The following is an 18,392-nucleotide window of genomic DNA, read 5'->3' as shown; positions in this document are numbered from 1 at the left end:
TGCCCGGTGCGCGGCCAGAGACTACCGGGTAGCGATATACATCGTAATTTCGAAGCCGAAGCGCAGGTCGGTGTAGGCGGGGGTGGTCCAGTTCATGTGCGTCTCCTGTGGGTGTGTAATAAGCAAACGAACCGTTCGATGGAAACGGTCAGCGCGAATTACGCAAGCTTATTACGCAAGCTTCGTGCCGGTAGAACGTTGGCCCGTTCGCGTCAGCGCGTTTCGCAGACGCTTCATGTCTCGCGTGATCCGTGCCGATGCTGTTGCAAATTGGTACAGCGATGTTCCGCAACGGAGCAGCGCAGAACAACCGGTGCGCCGGCGTCGCGCATCAATATCCGGATTCACCGACAGTGTCGATAACGGCTCGCGGGACCACTACCTTGCGGTAGATCGTGTTGCGCGAGATGCCGAGCGCGCGAGCCGCAGCCGAAACGTTACCGCGATGACGCTCGAGCGCCCGTGTAATCGCGATCGCAGTAACCTCTTGAAGGATAGGTTCGGTGGCCGGCGCTGCCTTGACCGGTGTCCTCTGCGTGTTGCTGCAGCAACGCAGGTCGTCGAAGAAATCGTCAGGCAGATGCTCGGTCGTGATTTGCCCGTCAGGTCCCACCATGGCAGCGGCCGTGCGTAGCAGATTTCCGAGCTGGCGGAAGTTGCCCGGCCATCGGCACTGCGCGAACAGGCGCATCACGTCCGGGGCGATCGAAAGGTTCAAGCCGTGGGCGTTGCAACCCGCCTCCTGCCTAAGCATCTGCTGCGCAACGGCGGGCAGATCGGAGCGCTCGCGCAGCGGCGGCAACTTCACGACGAGGCCGTTCAGGCGGTAATAGAGATCCTCGCGAAACCGGTGTTCCGCGATCATCTCCCGCAGATCGCGGTGCGTCGCGCAGACGATCGCGACGTCTACCGGAATCGACTTGGTCGACCCGAGCGGATTGACCAGGCGCTCCTGCAACACACGCAGCAGACGAGCTTGCAGCGCATAGGGCATGTCACCGATTTCATCCAGGAACAAGGTGCCGCCATTGGCTTGGAGAAGCTTGCCAGAGGCCCCCTTGCGCCGTGCGCCGGTGAATGCTCCTTCCTCGTAGCCGAAGAGTTCGGATTCGATCAGCGTTTCTGGTATTGATGCGCAGTTGACCGCCACGAACGGGCCGGACGCGCGCGGTGAATCCTGATGGATGGCCTGCGCGAGCAGCTCCTTTCCCGTTCCGGTTTCGCCGTTGATCAGAATGGGAATGTCGCGGTTGATAACCCTACGGATCTTCGCAATCACCGCGGCGACCTGGGGATCGCCGGTGTCGAGGCTATTCAGGCCTGATAGTCCGCTACACCTCGCGAACGAGCCCGAAGCGGCGCGCATTGTCGCGCCCCGCGCGGCGCGTGTCTCCCGGTCGGCAAAACCGCTTGCCGCCGCTTGACGGCGGTATTCCACGTTGGCGCTAACGACGACGCCGTCGTGGAGGCAAAGCGGTATGGGCTGGCCCTGATTGTTGCTCATGCGGTCGATCAATTGCGAACAGGGCAATCCGAAGAGCGAGGAGAGGGTGTGTGCGCGCAGCGCCGTCAGGGGAAGCCCTAACTGAAACTGGGCGCTGCGGTTAGCGGAGAGAAAGCGGCCATCGCTCGTAAATGCAACCATTCCTTCCATCAGTGTGCCGAGGAATTCTGGGCGGCCGTGAAAGCGGATTCGCAACGTTTCGCTGAAAATGCTGGCAAACAGATGGTTTTCAATCATTTGAACCGACATCTTCGCCAAGGCCATCGTGTGCTGATGGTAGCTGCGATGATCGCCGGTCACGTCGAGTACACCGATCAATTCACCATAGGGATCGAGGATTGGGACGCTGGAGCAGGTCAGAAAGCGATTCGCCGCCAGGTAATGCTGGTCGCCATGGACCACAGTGGGACAGCGCTCGGTTATCGCGGTACCGATTGCATTGGTACCCTGGCAATTCTCCGCCCAGTTCGCTCCTGGCCGCAGGGCGACCTTTTCCGCACGCTTCAGGAAGTCATCATCACCGGTCGAATGAAGCACCAGCCCGTCTGCATTGGTGAGGACGATCATGCTTTGGGTATTGAGAATCTGTTCGCGCAGCGTCGCCATCACCGGCATGGCGTGCGCGTACAGCACCCGGCTTTGCTCCAGTTTCAGATTCAGTTCGGACGGGGGCAAGACGTCATAGTCGGGCCGGCTGGATGTAGTTAGCCCGAAGGCCTCCGAGCGCTCGTGCGAATCGCAGATCAACGGAGTGAGCCAGACGGCGCCTCCTACCGCGGCAACGTCGTGGCCGATGTCATTGCGCATTGTCTCCTCCTTGTTGGAATCCGATCCGATGCCGGAACCCTTGAACTGCAACAGTTAAGCAAAATGCACACCACCGAATGCCTGAAGTCCTGTCGCGGGAATAAGTTTTGAGCTCAAACTGACTGTAATAATCCAACCGCTTAACGCCCGGAGAAATCAACTTTGTCCACCCGTATCGACAAACTGGCCCAGTTGCCTGAGAACGTGCTGAGCCTCTCGGTGTCGCGGCGCGCATGGAATGGCGTGAGCGTCGACATAGCCGAATTCCATTGCGCGGGCCGAGTGGTTCATCACCTGTGCTACGAGACTGAAACCCGCCTCAGCGTTCTGCTGGAAGAGGTAGGAAGCCACTGTGAGCCACGCCTGCGCGAGAATCAGCCTTGCCCAATCGGCTATATACCCAGGCACATGCATTTCGCACCGGCAGGCATGGACATGTGGGGCTACAGCGCCGACGCACGCTTCGTGAAGGACGCCACTCTGAGCTTTGATCCCGCGGTAGTGAGCGGGCGGCTGGCCACCGGATTCGACGCCGATGTGGTCGCCACGCCGCGGCTGCGCTTTGCCGACGACCGCATCTGGACCCTGGTCGGGTTGCTCTCCGAGGTCGTGAACGACCCCGATCCGGCGACACAACTCTATGGCGATGGGCTGACCGCTGCGATCATTGCCCGGCTCTTCGCCGATCAACCGCAGGCCGGCGCAGATGACAAGGGCCTGGCTCCCTGGCAGCTTCGACGTATCGTCGAGTATCTGGACACGCACTTGCCTAAGCGCATCGAACTCGCGCAATTGGCAGCGCTGGTGGATCTGTCACAGTCGCACTTCAGCCGGGCATTCAAGGCATCGACGGGAATGGCGCCTTATCGCTGGCAGCTCGACGCCCGCATCAGGCGCGCGCAGGCGCTATTGCTCGACACCGAAGCCTCGTTGGACCAGGTGGCCGAGACCACCGGCTTCGCCGATGCGGTGCACTTCGGGCGCACGTTTCGCAAGCTCACCGGAGCGACCCCAGCGGCGTGGCGGCAGGACCGGAAAAGCTGATGACGATCCCGTAGCAGATTCGGACTGGAAATCGCAGAATCGAACAGTGTCTTCCACAAAGCTGCCTGAGATCATTCTCCCGACCGGACAGGGGAGCGAAACCTCGTTGAGCGTGTGATGACGTTCCCCTCCCGGAACTCTAATCCGGGAAGGCGGAATGACTGATCAACCGAAGTCCACTGCGCCCGTCGACTATGACGGCCTGATGCAGGCGAACCTCGCTCGAGTGTTTGGCGAGCGCGACGCCGGACGGCGCATCGAAGCGATCCGCGAACTTTATGCCGAAGATGCCGTGCTGCAAGAGCCGGATGTCTCTGCCAGCGGCCATGCCGCAATCTCCGAAGCGGTAGCCGCGCTGCTTGCCAACCTGCCGCCGAACTTCGCCTTCCGCGCGGCGGGTCCTGCTGTCGGTCATCACGGTATCGGACGTCTGCAATGGCGCTGTGGTCCACTCGATGGGCCAGTCGTCGTCACTGGCACAGATGTCGCCCTTTTCGAGGGCGGTCTCATCCACTCCCTATATGTCTTTCTGGATCCCACCGGCGCCTGAGGCGCCTGGCCTGTTTACTAAAGGATTTCCCCATGCCCAAGACCGGCCTCGATGCACTGCTTCGCCCGCAAGACAGCATCCTGGTGCTGATCGACCATCAGCCCTACCAGTTTGCCAACCTCCACAGCCATGAGCCGTCGATGATCGTGAACAACGTCATCGGCCTCGCCAAGACGGCGAAAGCCTTTAACGTGCCGACGATCCTGACCACGGTGATCCAGGAGCGCGGCGGCTATTTGATCAAAGGGCTCCAGGACGTTTTCCCGGAGCAGAAACCGATCGATCGCACGTTCATCAACACCTGGGAGGATCCGAACGTTGTCGACATCGTGAAGAAGAGCGGGCGCAAGCAGCTCGTGCTGGCCGCGCTGTACACCGAGATCTGCCTCGCCATGCCGGCGATCCAGGCCCTCGCCGAGGGGTACGACGTTTTCATCGTCACGGATGCCTCCGGTGGCGTCACGGCGGAGGCCCATGACATGGCCGTGCGCCGCATGGTCGCGGCCGGGGCGGTGCCAATCACCTGGCTTGCCGTGCTGGGCGAATGGCAGCGTGATTGGGCGCGCGAGGAGACAGCCGCCGGGGTCGCGGGCGTTGTTCTCGAACATGGCGGAGCCAGTGGTGTCGCCCTGGCGTGGGAACTGCAGCTTCTCGCGGGGCGCGCTGGATCGGGCGTGTGATCATGTCCAATGCACCCGTGCCAATCCGTATCGGGTATTGTCTGTCGCTGACCGGTCCACTCGCGGGTAACAGTCAGTCGGCTCGGCTTGCCCACGACATTTGGCGGGAAGACGTCAATAGCCGGGGTGGCCTGCTCGGCCGCCCAGTCGAATTCGTCTGCTACGACGATCGTGCGGATGCTTCACTCGTTCCAGGCATCTACAAGTGGCTGATGGACGAAGACAAGGTCGATCTCGTCATCGGCGGTTACGGCACCAACAGCCTATTGCCGGCGATGCCGCTGATCATGCAGCGACAGCGCTTTTTCGTCGGCTTGATGGGCCTGGGCGTCAACAACACGCTCGCCTATCCGAACTACTTCGCGATGATTCCAACTGGGCCGGATCCGAACGCGGCCCTCACCGAGGGATTTTTCGAGCTCGCCGCAGCGCAGACGCCTCGGCCATCGAGCGTGGCGCTGGTCTCGGCGGATGCGGAGTTCTCACGCAATCCGATTCTCGGCGCGAAAGCCAATGCCGCGAAGTACGGTTTCCGGATCGTCTACGAGGCCACCTATCCGCTGACGACCGAAGACTTCGCCCCGGTCATCGACGCTGTCGCCGAAAGCGGTTGCGACTTGCTGTTTCTCTGCTCCTACCTCGAGGATTCGATCGGACTCGTGCATGCCATCCATGCGCACGCGTTCCGCCCGAAGATGGTCGGTGCCGGCATGATCGGCCCGCAGAATACTGCGGTGAAAACCACGCTCGGTCCGCTGCTCAACGGCTTCGTGAACTACGAGTATTGGGTGCCGGTCCCCAAGATGATGTTCCCCGGAGTTCAGGAATTTCTGGATACCTACCGGGCACGAGCCAGCGATGCCGGCGTCGATCTCCTGGGGCACTACATGGCGCCGCTCGCCTACGCCCAGATGCAGGTGGTTGCTCAGGCTGTCGAAGCCACGGGCGGTTTCGACGATGTGAGTCTGTCGGCGTACACGCGAAGCACGACCTTTCACACCGTCATGGGCGCTGTCAGGTTTGGCGCAAACGGCGAATGGGCGGAGCCACGGGTTCTGCAGGTCCAATTTCAGGGAATACAGGGTCATGAGGCCGGTCAATTCCAGAATGGATCCAGGCAAATTGTTGTATCTCCACCAGACCTCACTTCTGTGGGGTTTAGTTTTCCCTACACGACGGACTGAGCTTTTCTCAAAAGCCGGACGGATTGTGGGGAAACTGGGCAAAGCGGTCCACCGCGCGATATGGACGTTTGCTCGATTTTCACGACGCTGGACATAAACCTTACGGGCGCCGCAACGGTGGGGAAATGGGCCCCGTACGTTGCGACACCCATCGCGCGGCCTTACTCTCCAAGCTTTGAATCGACGCAGCCGGTGCTGGTGCACTCGCGTTCGCGTTCCTGCAGGAATGCCATGCGTTTCTGGGTCATGTCGACCGCGCAGTCCAGATTGACGAAGTAGCCAGTCGGCTTCTCTTCGCTGCATTGATCGTCGCGCTGCTTGATCCAGGCGAGTTGGCCATTCTTCAGCGAGCTCTGTTGCGTTGGATTGAGATGCTTACGCAGGCCCGTGTATTGCTGATTCAGATCGCGATCCGCCTGCGAGAACAGGTTGCCCGCACAGTAGACCTGATCGAACGCGTTACGGGGTTTGGCACAGCCCGCGGCGTGTGCGCCGAGGGGGAAAACGACTGCCATCAGGACAATTGCAATTTTCTTCATCTTCGCGCTCACTTCTCTTGGTTGAAATTCTTGGCCGAGCAGAGACATTCCTGCGCGTCACGGCTGACAAGCCACGACCCCTTCCGAAATTGCATTTGCGATCTTCGCAATCGTTGCGGGGTTCTGCAGGCGTGGTTCCTCGTCGGGATTGGCAATAACACCCGCTTCAACGAGCACAGCGGGCATCGGAGCCGTCTTGAGCACGATCAGATCGTCGAAACGGTGAATACCGAGTCGCCGGTCAATGAGCGGCCGGTTTTCGCCTTTGATCGGTGTCGCGTGATAAAGAGAGGGCGTTTCGCCAGCCGCTAGCAGCTTCTCGCCAATTGCCTTCGCACACGCAAGGCTTTGTTGATAATGCGGATTCAGCATGGACACGAAAATCGAGTAGCCCTTGAACTCACGACGTCGTCCCGCGTCGATCCACGCCTGCTGTATCGAGTCATGATGGATTGAAACGAACAGCTTCGCGTCCGGTTCGGCATTAGGTCTGTCGGCTAGTGCGATTTCGCGATTGTCGGCACCTGTGCGCGTAACGCGATCACCGTCGGCCTGAAGGTCGCGCGCGACTGCCGCGCTCAGATCCAGGTTGTAAAGATGCTCGACCCTGCCGCTTGCCCCCGTTGCGCCTGGACGAGCAGGTGTGTGACCCGCATCGACGATGACCCAGTCTGCGTGGCAAGGCGAGGCGCACAACACGAAAGCAAACGGGATAATTCTCGAGGTCAGCACTCTGAGCATTGTATTTTTGCCGACGGTGTTGGTGAATAGAACGTCATCAAGCAGCGCGGAGATGCATATCCAAAATACATCGCGCCTGAATACCGCGGACATTTTGGCATGCAGTGTAGCGAAATCCCGCCATTGGGGCAAAGGCGAAACCCGAATTGCCGTCCGAGGAAGCCACGCAATTGATGGCATTACTGACGTTACAAAACCGGCGGATTCGATGCCTGTACAAGCCACCAATCTTCAGCGCGAGGAATTACCCGCCACACCAAGGTTGTTGAGATGTTTGGATTGGCGGATCTTGATTGCCGACGGCCCGGTAAAGATACCGCCATTCGCCAACTCTTACCAAGCGGCCGCTTGCGGCGGCGAAACGATTTCTCCAGCACCGGCAACAGCTTGATGGCCGAGCGGTGCACAGTCGAATCCCCAAAGGGGACTTCCTTCGGAGTGTGATCGACCGACACGCCGCGCTCAGCCATCATGTCTTCAAGGTGCCGCAGGCTCAGCGGCTAGGCCACGTAACACTTACGCTTTCGCTCGACTGCGGACCGTTACTGCGACAGAGCCTCGCGTACGAATCTCACAACCTTGCCCTATCTCGTTGTCGCCAAATCGGGGCGCTTTATCCGATGAAAATTCCGGACAAAGTAAATTAAACCGTCGCCATCGTTGCGTACCTGAACTTGCGAGGCTTCGATAAACATAACGGAGTGCGAACCAACTTCTTTTAGATCAACAATCTTTCCTTCGATACTGGCGAGAGCATCGTGCAAAACCGGCACACCTTTATTGCCGAGGTTCCACCTGGCTGTCTCGAACCGGTCGCTCATCGGCATTTGTGTCATGCCTGCAAAATCTCGCGCAAGCTGTTCGTGCTCCCCTGGAAGGACGTTGATACAAAGTTCGCGATTGCTTTCGAAGATCCGGTGCATGGCACTCGACCGATTGATGCAGACCAGCAGCGTCGGAGGATCGTCGGTGACGGAGCACACAGCGCTTGCAGTGATACCACAACGTCCCATCGGGCCGTCTGTCGTTATCACATTCACTGCCGCCGACAGATGCGCCATCGCCTGACGAAAGCCGCGTGGGTCGGGACGGGAAGGGGGAGTGAGATTGGTAGTCATCGATGGAACTTTAGGTTAGATAAAAATGCAGGCTAATATCGTAAGAAATGGGTACACGTTAGTGCTTTTGAGGTATTTTGATTGTCGGTAGCGCAACTTGCATAATGTGATGCAGACTCAGGATCACGCTTGAAATCAATCGGCAAGAGAGAACCAAATGACATCAACTGACACGCGTGCGCCTCTTGTGTATATCGTCGATGACGACACGGGGATGCGAACCTCCCTTTCGTGGTTGCTTGAGTCCGTCGGTGTGAAGTCCATGGGATTCCCGACGGCAGCCGACTTTTTTGCGGCGTTCGACGTGGACACTCCGGCTTGCCTTGTCCTGGACGTACGCATGCCTCAACTAAGTGGTTTTGACGTGCAAGCCGAACTGAACAAGAAGGGCGCAACCTTGCCAATAATCTTCGTGTCAGGCCATGGTGATATTCCAATGTCTGTTCGAGCGCTCCAGAATGGGGCGATAGACTTCGTCGAGAAACCATACAACTCACAGCAGATGCTCGACCGGGTGCAACGTGCGTTAAAGCTCGCAATACAACGTAGCTTGGCAAGCCAAAAGCGTCGCGACTTACGCAAGCGAATCGATTCACTGACGCCGCGGGAAAGGGAAGTTTTACGTGGCGTGGTCGACGGAAAGGGCAGCAAAAGGATTGCAACTGAACTCTCGATCAGCGTTAAGACGGTCGATGTTCACCGGGCCAGCATCAAGGAAAAGCTTGGCGCAACATCGATCGCGGCGCTCGTGCGCGATGTGGTCGCCGTGTGGGGTGAACATTCCGACGGGGCCACGCCCGATAGCGACTTCATCGCATGAACAGACCGCCGTTGACGTCCCAGCAAGCCCCGGTTGCAAAGTAGGCGTTATCGGCCGACAACAGTACTGCGGCGTCAGCTATATATTGTGCAGACCCCAACTTGCCAACCGGGATGCCAGCGATCACCGCTGTGAGTTTGTCTTTTGGAACGCTTTCGTGGACGATAGGAAGATCCATCGGACCTGGCGAGATAGCATTGACGGTCACCCCTTTTGCGGCGAGATCGCGAGCGAACACCTTGGTCAGCGTGATCACGCCTCCCTTGGCGGCTGCATAGTGAGCGCCGGTGGCTGATCCGCCGTTTTGCCCGGCGAGCGACGCAATGTTGACAATGCGTCCTACGCCCAGGTCTGCAAAGTATTGGCCGAAAACCTGGCATCCGAACAGAACGCTGCGTAGGTTCACGTTGATCACCTGGTCGAATTGCTCGCCGGTGATGTCCATTAACGCAACGACTTTCGACGCACCGGCGTTATTGACGAGTACATCGACACGTCCCCAGGTGGAAGCGATCGTGTCGCGTGCCGACTCGAAATCCGCCTTTAAAGTGACGTCCAGGCGTACCGCGAGGGCGGTCCCGCCGTCAGGGCTTAGGCTGTTGGCGAGTGATTGAGCGGCGTCGAACATAATGTCGCCGATCGCGACACAATAGCCGGCTTCGTGGAATCGAGTGGCAATGACTGTGCCGAGTCCTCGCGCTGCTCCGGTGATCAAAACGACTCTGCTTGGCATACAAGATTCCTCGACTGTTTAAGAAGACTGCTCGCGCTCTGTTTGGCGCGGTCAGACTCACACACGCAGACGTATCACAGCGTTCCCGGTCAGGCGGTTTCGGCGGCCGGGACCACGAGTGCACGTCCAACACGAGCTTCAATTTTTCCGTAACGCCAAAGGTTGTAATTGCCAACGGGCGTCGTGCGATACAAGTTGCAAACGTCTACTGCCTTCTCAAAATCCGCTACGTCAGCCATGATATAAAAGGTCCATGGCGAGTTGTCTGCGCTGCCGACGGTAAGCCGGTCATCATCCATAACGCCTAGGACTTTCACGCCTGGCATGTGTTCTACGGCGCTGAGCATCGCTCCATAGGCTTGCCAGACTTTGCCGATTTCCTCACGCGGAAGATCGAAGAAGTTTTGCGTAACACCGCAGCAAAACAGCACGCGTAGCGGTAAGGTTGAATTGGCGGTCATGCTCGGGTGCTCCTGTTTGGATAGGTGAAGTTAGAGATAACCAGGAATCGGGGGGACGCCCACAAATACCGCGCCAGCACCGTCATAGTTGCCCTCGGCTAGGAACGCGTGCTGCGTCACGACCATTGAATCGCGCAAAAGGCGTTGCAGCGGATGCGATTTATAAATGGCAGCCGTACCGCCCAATCTATAAGCCCTGTGCACGACGTCGGCGCCTTCCCGGGCTATTTGCGTGGCGGCAAGGCGCAGCAGGCTTACTTGCTCGGAAGTCACTTGATTACCGGTCAGGATCGATTGCCACACATCGTCCGTGGTCTCATAGAAGAACGCACGAGCTGAACGCAACTGAGCCTCGGCTTTTGACAATTCAATTCGAAAGTACGCTCGATCCGCAAGCTGCGGGGCGCCGGTCGTGGTTTTTCGGCCGCCGGACATGTGGTTGACGGCGTTAAGCGCGGCGCGAGCCAGGCCAAGGTTGACTACTGCCAGGACCTGAGCGGCATAGGCGATACTCGGATAACGATAAAGCGGTTCATCGACTTGCGATTCGCCGCCTCGCACGAAGGTCCATTCATCGGGTGAAAATTGATTTGTGACACGCAGATCGTGACTGCCCGTACCCTGCATACCGACCACGTCCCAGTTCTCCACAATCTCGACTTGCTGTGGCCGAAATACGGCGGTCCGCGGTTTGCCGCCCGCACTTCCTGCACCAATGCCAATGCCAACGCCAACGCCAAGCCAATCCGCGCCTTTGCACCCGCTAGCGAATTTCCAGGTCCCATTCACCATGAAGCCACCGTCGACGGGCTGCGCCGGTTGCAAGGGGAAAAGGCCACCGGCGAAGACCTGGTCTGGACCCTCCGCGTAAATCTGAGCTTGGGTTGCGAGCGGCAGGGCAGCCAGGTAAATCGTCGCGGAGCCGAAGCTTGCCACCCAGGCGGCGGAGCCGTCAGCAACAGCGATACGCTCGATCATGTGCAGAAATTCGCCAGGGGGACGTGCGTCGCCACCAAACCGCTGCGGGGTCGCGGCCCGATAGACGCCCGCACGCTTAAGCTTCGCAATGACATCGCGTGGAACGTGTGAAACACGTTCGAACTCTTCGCGCCGGCTGGCGATCTCGGCAATGACCTCGTTGAGGGGGAGCGGATTTAATGTGGCCATCTTGGAGACCGAATCGGTGGGCTGGGCGTTGATTGACACGGCGATGTTTCCTTTTCCAAAGCAATCAGGTTTAAATGCATTGCAGCCTTCATTGCAGCCTTGTCGGCGAGTTCGAAGCAGCTTCCTGCAGGCTTGAACCGAGTCTAGAAAGCTAAAAATCGCGGATCAATTGGGAGGTGGCACATACTTCTTCAGGCTTTCCCCAACTGCTCTAAAGAAAACTTTAGGTGTCTTCCCCGACGCACGTAGTATCGTAAAGGCATTGCTTAGAGATCTACATGAGGTCCCTGCTATGAATCCGCCAGTCGAGAGCGATTTCAGACGTCTGATCGAGGCGATGTCACTCTGCGTCTTACTTCACGATGCGCAAACGAAAGCCATTGTTTGGGCTAACCGGGCGGCATGCACCGCGCTTGGATTTTCCTTGGAGGACCTCTTGCCGCTCAAGGCGCAGGACATGACGCGGCCGGGAGGGAAATATCCGCGCGAGGTTGGAGTGAGCGCAATGGACCGGTCGATGACTCAAGGTCCGCAGGTGTATGAGTGGTGCTACCGGTCGCGGGACGGGATAGACATGCTGTCAGAAGCCATCGCAACCTACGTGCCACTTTCGGAGCGGGACGTTGTAATGGTCCAGTTTCGTGATATCAGCGCCGAGGACACCTTGAAACAGCAACTGCGTCAGTACGAAACGCGGCTGCGGGAGTTCATGCAAGATCTCAGCGAAGGTGTCGCGGTGCTTGCGCCTGACGGCACTGTACGATTCATCAGCGATTCGGGACGGCGTGTGCTCGGTGGACAAGAGGGCGAGGCGATTCACACCATGCTCGACTATTGCAATGAGGAGGAGCGCGGGCGTTTTCTACATCAGCTTGAAGTTGCGCCACGACTTTGCCCCTCGGAGCCGCAGCGCTACAAGATCACACAGAAGGATGGGACGCCGCGGTGGTTGCGGATCACAGCCAGGGGTATTGAGATCGAGGACGACCTTAACGGAAGGCTGATTCATTTCAGGGACGTTACCGAGGAAGTAGAGGTCGAAGAAGTGCGTCGCGTTGAAGCGCGAAAACTTGAATATGCGGGCCGCTACAACGCGATGGGCGAGATGGCTACCGCGATTGCACACGAGCTGAGTCAGCCGCTTGCGGCGGTTCGCAATTTCCTCGAAGGGGCTATTAGACGGTTGCAACAGCCCGGCTCCGTAGATGACGTTATTTGGGGGCTTCGCAGCGCGGATCGAGAAGCCGAACATGCCGCACTAATCATCAGGAGCGTGCGCGGATACATCGTCAAGCGCGAGCCGATCGAAGCACGCGTCGACCTGCGGGGCGTGCTGGCGGACGTGATTTACTTCGTGGAGTTACGGGCTCGGGAAGCGAACATTCGTGTGGAGGTGGACCAGGCGAACGAGCCGCTTTACGTGATCTGTGAAACGGTATTGATCGGACAGGTGATCTTGAATCTGGCGTTCAACGCCGTCGATGCGCTTCGTGACTCTCAGGGGCTGCGTGTCATCCGGCTCGTTACCGAGCGTGAGTCGGAAAGCGCAGTTGTACGGGTGTTAGACACCGGCCCTGGTGTGCCAAAAGGATCACACGATCGCCTTTTCGACGGATTCTCGTCTTCGAAAGTCGGGGGTAACGGCATAGGTTTAACGCTTTGCAAGAATATTGTTACGCGTCACGGCGGAACGATCGCTGCCACCGCTGTCGTTCCTCAAGGCCTCGAATGCCGGTTTTCGCTGCCGCTTTCCTAGTCATATGCCGCCGTCTCCATGCTGATCTTCGAACGGGGAGCGCAGCAACAGATGACCGCGTTGCTTGCACGTTCAGCCTTGCCGCGCGCGCCGTTATCCTCAACAATACGATCGGCTTGATAATCTGGAAAATTGATTAAAAAGTTCGAATCGTGCAAGTGAGGTTGCTTTAATTAACTTGCTGAGGTGCCGGAATATTCGTCGGATTTGACGTGTCATGCTTAGGCGAGTCGTCTTCTAGTGCACGGGCCTTATGTTGATCTTCGTGACTAACACTCCTGCGAAAGTGCGAACATCCAAGCCAAAGAAGAAATATCGCAAGCAGCGTCGCGACCAGATTTACGATGGACATTGAGACTCCAACCTCCTTGGGAGAGACGAGAATTTTGTCCGTGATCAGCGCAACGATAGTCGTTCCGACACCAAGTCCAATCAGATTGGAGACGAGCAGAAACACAGCGGAAATCTGAGCGCGCATCTGATTTGGAGCAAGCATTTGCATCGCCGCAGTCGACGTCGGCAGAGGAAACGATGCAAAGAACATAGCGACGACAAGCAAGGCCAGTGACGCGTTGAGGTTCTCGACCAGAGTAAATGCGACGGCAGGTAAGAGGAGCCCAATTGCCCCGATCAGGCCGGCTAACATCGGGCCATCCGTTCGGCCGCGTTTTAACAGCGTGTCGCTTAGCCAACCGCCTGCGAACACTCCGGTGGTGTTGGCCACGAGCAAGATTGTTCCGAGCGTGTAGCCTGCCTGCATTGGCGTGAAGCCGAAGTGGCGTATATAGAATGCGGGCGTCCAGCTCATGAGGCAGTAAAGCGTCATTGCATAGAAAGAGAACCCCAAGTAGTGGCAAGAAAAGGTCTTTCGGTGTGAGCCTATGAAGCGGAGCGCGCGAACCATCGACACTCGTTCTTGCTGGCCTGTCGCATCGCGCGTGAGTCCCTTGCGCTGCGGATTGCGCACGGTAAGTATGAAAACCAGTGCGATCAGAATGCCGGGCAGGCCGACGATGAGAAACGTGACTTGCCAGGACCGTATCGTGCCGATTACTGGAACGGTTACCGTAGCCATCTGCTTAAGCAGGCCGATGACATAGCCGCCGATCAAGAAAGCCATGCCGCCGCCTATAAACGAGCCGAGCGAATAGACCCCGACTGCCCGTCCAAGTCTCTCGCGCGGAAAGAGGTCGCTTAGCATGGAATACGTCGCAGGCGATAATGCGGCTTCGCCGACACCCACTCCCATTCTTGCAACGAACATCTGCAGGAAGTTCTGGCTCGCGCCACATGCAGCTGTAGCGAGGCTCCACAACGCAATGCCGATCGCGATGATCCTGGGGCGTGCAAAGCGGTCAGCAAGATACGCGATGGGCATGCCCATTACGGCGTAGAAAAGCGAAAAGGCAAAGCCTTGCAAGAGACTGAACTGCGTATCGCTGATCTGCAAGTCTCTCTTGATCGGTTCGATCATCAACGCAAGAACCTGGCGGTCGACGAAGGAAAACACGTACGCGAGCATGCATATCAGGACCACGTACCATTCGTAAACGTAGCTGGGTTTAGAAAGGGCGTTACGTGATGCTATGGCCATGAGACTCTCCAGGGTTCAGATATCGGTGTAACGAGCGATCGCATGGCATCGGGACGCACGTCGTTACGACCGTTTGGAAATCAGCGTTGAGACGATCCCGCGAACGGCAAGTACGCGGCGTAAGTAGCCAGATTTGCAAACAGATGGGGGAGCAGCGTATAACATGCGTCGCCTGGTTTCCGTATGGCGGCAACCAACGACGCACTCACTTTCTCCCAGCCCTCAGTCTTTGCCATTCCAACCCGGCATCACCGCGAGCGCTGCTTAAAAAAATAGAAGGGCTGTACCTCGGTGCATACCGAAGCGCTCCGGTTGCTTCATCGATTGAGAAAGCTTGACTAGGGCTTGCTCAATCGTGTCCTTGCAACGCACCTCGGAGAAAGTGCCGCATCGGTTAGAACTTGTGACGTATCCCGATACGAACCGTGCTTTGTCGATCAGTAGTGGAGGGCGTCAGATTGTTGATAGCGGCTACTGCGGTCGCACCCGTTGAATCCGTTCCACTCGCTTTTTGATAAACAGCGATTGCGTAGAGGTCCGTTCGTTTGGAGAGGAAGTAGTCGACACCCAGTGCTCCCTGATAATACTTCGCACCTCCGCTCGTGCCCGTCCGCGTAGTTACGTCGCTGCCTTTCGTGTAGTCGAAGGCGGCACCGAGAAGCAGGGCGGGTGTCAGCTGATATTTGAAATTGATTTCCGCGTTGTTGAAGGTGGCGTTGCCGGTGTACGCCTTCGGATTAGGCCCCGATGTGGCGGTGTCTCCTAAATTCAGGAACTGCGTATTCGAATAGGTCGCGCCCACCGTGGCTCGACCGAAGGTATAGGCGCCTCCTGCAGCTATGACCTGATAAGTGTGAGCTGACGCATAGCCGCTATACACAGGGGATGAAATAAAGTTCGTGCTAGCTGTCGCCGCTGTGCTCGCTCCGTTATCTGCGAAAAATCCGACATTTGGGTTTCTCGCGTTCAGGTACGCAGCGGCTAACATGACTGGCCCGTTGGAGTAACCGGCGCCCACCGACCAAAGTTGATTGCGCGAGTAGTCGCCGGCAATACCGCCCAAGCTGTACACGCCGCCAAACGTGAAGCCGCTGTAGTTGGCGCTTGCGTATTTGAGCGCATTGTTGACCCGATACGCGTTGTTGATGTTGTCCAGGTCTCCCGGATGGGCCGCGATATAGCCGCCCCATTGATCGCCGGCTTCAAATTGACCAACGTAGTCGACTACGGAATCGTACTGGCGCCCGAGCGTCACCGTGCCGAATTTGCTCGAAAGACCGACGTAAGCCTGACGGCCAAATTCCAGCCCTTGCGAACTTCCGCGATTTTTTTGTCCCAGGGAGCCACTGTTGAGGTCAAATCCGTTCTCGAGGACGAAGACCGCTTTGAGACCGCCGCCCAGGTCTTCTCCGCCTCTCAAGCCCCAACGGCTAGCCTGAATAACACCGCTCGAGACGTTATATAAATGGGTGCCGCCAGCGTTTGACGTCCAGTTAAAACCGTCATCAACGATGCCGTATAGCGTGACGCTGCTTTGCGCGTGCGCTAGTCCCGAGAAGGCAGAGATAGTTGTCAGCGCCAGAAGTGACTTCTTCATGATTTAGATCTCCAAGATCCAGGTTGCTATGTAATCCGGATAATGATTTCCGGTTTTTGATAAGTATTACTATGTAATTAAAAGAATTCACGGCAATTTTAAAAGGCAGCTGGTGTAGCTAAAGTAACGCGATGTTTCAGCGCACGAGACGTCCCTGTGAGGTCTCACGTGTGAAAATCAGCGAAATCACCGTCACGAGGCCAAGCAGCACAAGAAACACGGAAACTGGCCAAAAAGCGTGGTATTTCGCAAGCAGCGCGGTCGCTATCAGGGGTGATAAGCCACCGGCAAACACCGAAGCGACTTCGTGCCCAAGAGCGACTCCCGTGTAACGAACTTCTGTACTAAAGAGCTCTCCCACGAGGGCCGGGAGCATGCCAATCATCGCTCCGTGGCAAACGGCTGTACCGAGAAGGAAGGCGAGATAAACGACGGGTGTCTGCTTTGTATCGAGCATCCAGAAGAACGGAAATGCCATTGCAATAAGTGCCAGCGCGCCAAACATGTAAACGGGCTTGCGTCCAATCTGGTCGGAGAGTTTCCCCCACCCCAGCATGGCGAACATTTCGACGATCATCGCCAGCATCACGGCAGATAACATGACCGATCCGGAAATACCGATAAATTTTCCGTACACGAGCGAAAAGGCAAGAAATATGTAAGCACCTCCATTTTCTGCAAAGCGCAAACCCATAGCCAAAAGGATCTCTTTCGGGTGTCGACGAATCACTTCAACGATCGGAAGTTCAGCGGTCTTGCCGGACTTCTTTGCTTCGGCAAAATCATGACTTTCGGGGATACTTTTCCGGATATAGACGCCGATTGCGAAGATCGCGATGCTTGCAAGAAAGGGCAGTCTCCATCCCCAAGCCATAAAATCGTCTCGTGGAAGTGTTTGCACCGCAAGGAATGCCGCAGACGAGAGCACAAAGCCAGCCCCGACGCCAAGTTGGCTCCATGCTGCATAGAAGCCGCGCTTCTCTGGAGGCGCGCTTTCGCTGATCATCAGGACACCGCCGCCCCATTCGCCACCCGACGCGATGCCTTGCAACAAGCGCAGAACCACAAGCGCGACCGGTGACCAGACTCCGGCCTGCGCGTAGGTTGGAAGAAGGCCGATAGCGAACGTAGCGGCGCCCATGATCGACAAAGTCCAGATGAGCGAGGCTTTCCTTCCTAAGCGGTCGCCAATATGCCCGAAGACAATTCCGCCTAATGGTCGAGCGACAAAACCCATTGCAAATGCTGCGAAGGCTCCCAGAGTCCCAAGCAGAGGGTCCGAGCCAACGGGAAAAAACAGCTGGCCGAAAACAATCGCCGCTGCTGTGCCATAAGCGAAGAAGTCGTACCACTCCATCGCGTTTCCGGCGACAGAGGCCACCACGATCTTGCGAATAGCTCTCTCGTCCATCGACGAAATCGCCGTTGGAGTCAGAGCCGTATGTGTGGACGACATTGTTAGCCTCACTAAGCTATATTTTTCAGGAGCAAATGTATGGTTGCAGTAAAACTAAGTCAAATTGATCAAATGTGGCTTGTCAAATCAGTGCCGTGAATATTTGAGGCCAGCGAAAAATGGGCGTTTTCTATAAGGACTTAAGGCTGCGGGACCACCTGCGAGCCGTATTTAGCGGCTCTTGCTCTACGTCCTCATTTATGAAAAGTCGCTCGGAAGGGCCGACATACGCTTGCCCCGCGCGGTGACGCGTCACCGGCCAAGTGCCTTCGCAGTCAAGCCGGCGATGCCGAAGTCTGTGTTCGGAATGTCCTTGATCATCACGCGTATCGGGGCGAGCGGGGCATCGAGAACACGCGCGCACGAATTGCTAAGCGCCGCAATCAACGCTGACTTCTGTTGCTCCGTGCGGCCGGCGATCAATATGGCAAGGATCACAGGAAGCGAAGGCGGTGCGCCGCTGGCGGTCGTTTTGCCGCCAATGCCAAAGTTGCAGCCGGGCATCTCGTTGAGAAGCAAGCGCACGGACTCGGCCGGTGCGCCGATCGAGTCGACGGTTGCATCAGTCAATGCGGAAATTAACTCGGCCTTCGTATTAATCGTGTGGCCTTCGGGAATAAAGACTTCGAGCGTTGGCATGA

19 protein-coding genes and 1 pseudogene are annotated in these 18,392 nt (G+C 57.4%); 7 read left to right on the top strand and 13 right to left on the bottom strand.

The window, feature by feature from the left end; translation table 11 throughout:
- Positions 1-21: 21 nt before the first annotated feature.
- Together pqqA and M0D69_RS05095 are read right to left on the bottom strand one after the other, a co-directional pair.
- Positions 22-96: a pyrroloquinoline quinone precursor peptide PqqA gene (gene pqqA, locus M0D69_RS05100; protein ID WP_063779127.1), complete on the bottom strand. Its 75-nt coding sequence runs from the start codon at positions 94-96 to the stop codon at positions 22-24.
- A gap of 235 nt (positions 97-331) precedes the next feature.
- Complete coding sequence (locus M0D69_RS05095; protein WP_301780984.1) at positions 332-2,311, bottom strand: sigma-54-dependent Fis family transcriptional regulator; 1,980 nt, start codon at positions 2,309-2,311, stop codon at positions 332-334.
- A gap of 162 nt (positions 2,312-2,473) precedes the next feature.
- On the opposite strand from M0D69_RS05095, the gene M0D69_RS05090 reads away from it, so the two are divergent.
- The 4 genes from M0D69_RS05090 to M0D69_RS05075 all read left to right on the top strand — a co-directional run bounded on the left by M0D69_RS05090 (position 2,474) and on the right by M0D69_RS05075 (position 5,769).
- Positions 2,474-3,355, top strand: a complete 882-nt coding sequence (locus tag M0D69_RS05090; RefSeq protein ID WP_301780983.1) for a helix-turn-helix domain-containing protein — start codon at positions 2,474-2,476, stop codon at positions 3,353-3,355.
- A gap of 157 nt (positions 3,356-3,512) precedes the next feature.
- Positions 3,513-3,905 (top strand): nuclear transport factor 2 family protein, encoded by a 393-nt coding sequence (locus tag M0D69_RS05085; protein WP_301780982.1) that lies wholly within the window; start codon positions 3,513-3,515, stop codon positions 3,903-3,905.
- Between the two features lie 32 nt (positions 3,906-3,937).
- Positions 3,938-4,585, top strand: coding sequence for a hydrolase (locus M0D69_RS05080; protein WP_301780981.1), 648 nt, complete (start codon positions 3,938-3,940; stop codon positions 4,583-4,585).
- A 2-nt stretch (positions 4,586-4,587) separates the two neighbouring features.
- Positions 4,588-5,769 (top strand): amino acid ABC transporter substrate-binding protein, encoded by a 1,182-nt coding sequence (locus M0D69_RS05075; RefSeq protein ID WP_301780980.1) that lies wholly within the window; start codon positions 4,588-4,590, stop codon positions 5,767-5,769.
- A gap of 161 nt (positions 5,770-5,930) precedes the next feature.
- Here the strand turns inward: M0D69_RS05075 and M0D69_RS05070 are convergent, their stop codons facing one another.
- Together M0D69_RS05070 and M0D69_RS05065 are read right to left on the bottom strand one after the other, a co-directional pair.
- Entirely contained in the window at positions 5,931-6,308 is a 378-nt protein-coding gene (locus M0D69_RS05070; RefSeq protein WP_301780979.1) for a lysozyme inhibitor LprI family protein, read from the bottom strand.
- Positions 6,309-6,365: 57 nt separating this feature from the next.
- Positions 6,366-7,049, bottom strand: a complete 684-nt coding sequence (locus tag M0D69_RS05065) for an N-acetylmuramoyl-L-alanine amidase (protein ID WP_301780978.1) — start codon at positions 7,047-7,049, stop codon at positions 6,366-6,368.
- 52 nt (positions 7,050-7,101) lie between these two features.
- Here M0D69_RS05065 and M0D69_RS05060 point away from each other — a divergent pair, with 52 nt between their 5' ends.
- Positions 7,102-7,440 (top strand): hypothetical protein, encoded by a 339-nt coding sequence (locus tag M0D69_RS05060; RefSeq protein ID WP_301781036.1) that lies wholly within the window; start codon positions 7,102-7,104, stop codon positions 7,438-7,440.
- Here M0D69_RS05060 and M0D69_RS05055 read toward each other — a convergent pair.
- Positions 7,370-7,558, bottom strand: a pseudogene (locus M0D69_RS05055) (hypothetical protein); the annotation flags it as partial. The gene M0D69_RS05060 and the pseudogene M0D69_RS05055 sit on opposite strands and share 71 nt — an antisense overlap.
- Before the next feature lie 75 nt (positions 7,559-7,633).
- Positions 7,634-8,167, bottom strand: a complete 534-nt coding sequence (hpaC, locus tag M0D69_RS05050) for a 4-hydroxyphenylacetate 3-monooxygenase, reductase component (protein WP_301780977.1) — start codon at positions 8,165-8,167, stop codon at positions 7,634-7,636.
- 157 nt (positions 8,168-8,324) lie between these two features.
- On the opposite strand from hpaC, the gene M0D69_RS05045 reads away from it, so the two are divergent.
- Positions 8,325-8,987, top strand: a complete 663-nt coding sequence (locus M0D69_RS05045) for a response regulator transcription factor (RefSeq protein ID WP_301780976.1) — start codon at positions 8,325-8,327, stop codon at positions 8,985-8,987.
- Here the strand turns inward: M0D69_RS05045 and M0D69_RS05040 are convergent.
- The 3 genes from M0D69_RS05040 to M0D69_RS05030 form a co-directional block, all read right to left on the bottom strand.
- Positions 8,977-9,720, bottom strand: coding sequence for an SDR family NAD(P)-dependent oxidoreductase (locus tag M0D69_RS05040; RefSeq protein WP_301780975.1), 744 nt, complete (start codon positions 9,718-9,720; stop codon positions 8,977-8,979). The two genes, M0D69_RS05045 and M0D69_RS05040, sit on opposite strands and share 11 nt — an antisense overlap.
- An 89-nt stretch (positions 9,721-9,809) precedes the next feature.
- Entirely contained in the window at positions 9,810-10,181 is a 372-nt protein-coding gene (locus M0D69_RS05035) for a hypothetical protein (RefSeq protein ID WP_301780974.1), read from the bottom strand.
- Positions 10,182-10,211: 30 nt separating this feature from the next.
- A complete protein-coding gene (locus M0D69_RS05030; protein WP_301781033.1) occupies positions 10,212-11,348 on the bottom strand; it encodes an acyl-CoA dehydrogenase family protein in 1,137 nt (378 codons plus the stop codon).
- Between the two features lie 292 nt (positions 11,349-11,640).
- On the opposite strand from M0D69_RS05030, the gene M0D69_RS05025 reads away from it, so the two are divergent.
- A complete protein-coding gene (locus M0D69_RS05025; protein ID WP_301780973.1) occupies positions 11,641-13,104 on the top strand; it encodes an ATP-binding protein in 1,464 nt (487 codons plus the stop codon).
- Between the two features lie 169 nt (positions 13,105-13,273).
- On the opposite strand, the gene M0D69_RS05020 is transcribed toward M0D69_RS05025, so the two are convergent.
- From M0D69_RS05020 to M0D69_RS05005, 4 genes are all read right to left on the bottom strand, one after another.
- Positions 13,274-14,698: an MFS transporter gene (locus M0D69_RS05020; protein WP_301780972.1), complete on the bottom strand. Its 1,425-nt coding sequence runs from the start codon at positions 14,696-14,698 to the stop codon at positions 13,274-13,276.
- A 394-nt stretch (positions 14,699-15,092) separates the two neighbouring features.
- Positions 15,093-16,295 carry a porin gene (locus tag M0D69_RS05015; protein WP_301780971.1) on the bottom strand — a complete coding sequence of 401 codons (1,203 nt, stop codon included), beginning with the start codon at positions 16,293-16,295 and terminating at the stop codon, positions 15,093-15,095.
- Positions 16,296-16,431: 136 nt separating this feature from the next.
- Positions 16,432-17,706 carry an MFS transporter gene (locus M0D69_RS05010; protein WP_301780970.1) on the bottom strand — a complete coding sequence of 425 codons (1,275 nt, stop codon included), beginning with the start codon at positions 17,704-17,706 and terminating at the stop codon, positions 16,432-16,434.
- A 297-nt stretch (positions 17,707-18,003) separates the two neighbouring features.
- Positions 18,004-18,390, bottom strand: coding sequence for a tautomerase family protein (locus tag M0D69_RS05005; protein WP_301780969.1), 387 nt, complete (start codon positions 18,388-18,390; stop codon positions 18,004-18,006).
- Between the last annotated feature and the right edge of the window lie 2 nt (positions 18,391-18,392).

The sequence above is a fragment of the Caballeronia sp. SEWSISQ10-4 2 genome, assembly GCF_030464885.1.
Taxonomy (GTDB): Bacteria; Pseudomonadota; Gammaproteobacteria; order Burkholderiales; family Burkholderiaceae; genus Caballeronia.
Note: the sequence above shows the minus strand (reverse complement) of the source record. Positions and strands in the feature narration are given on the sequence as shown.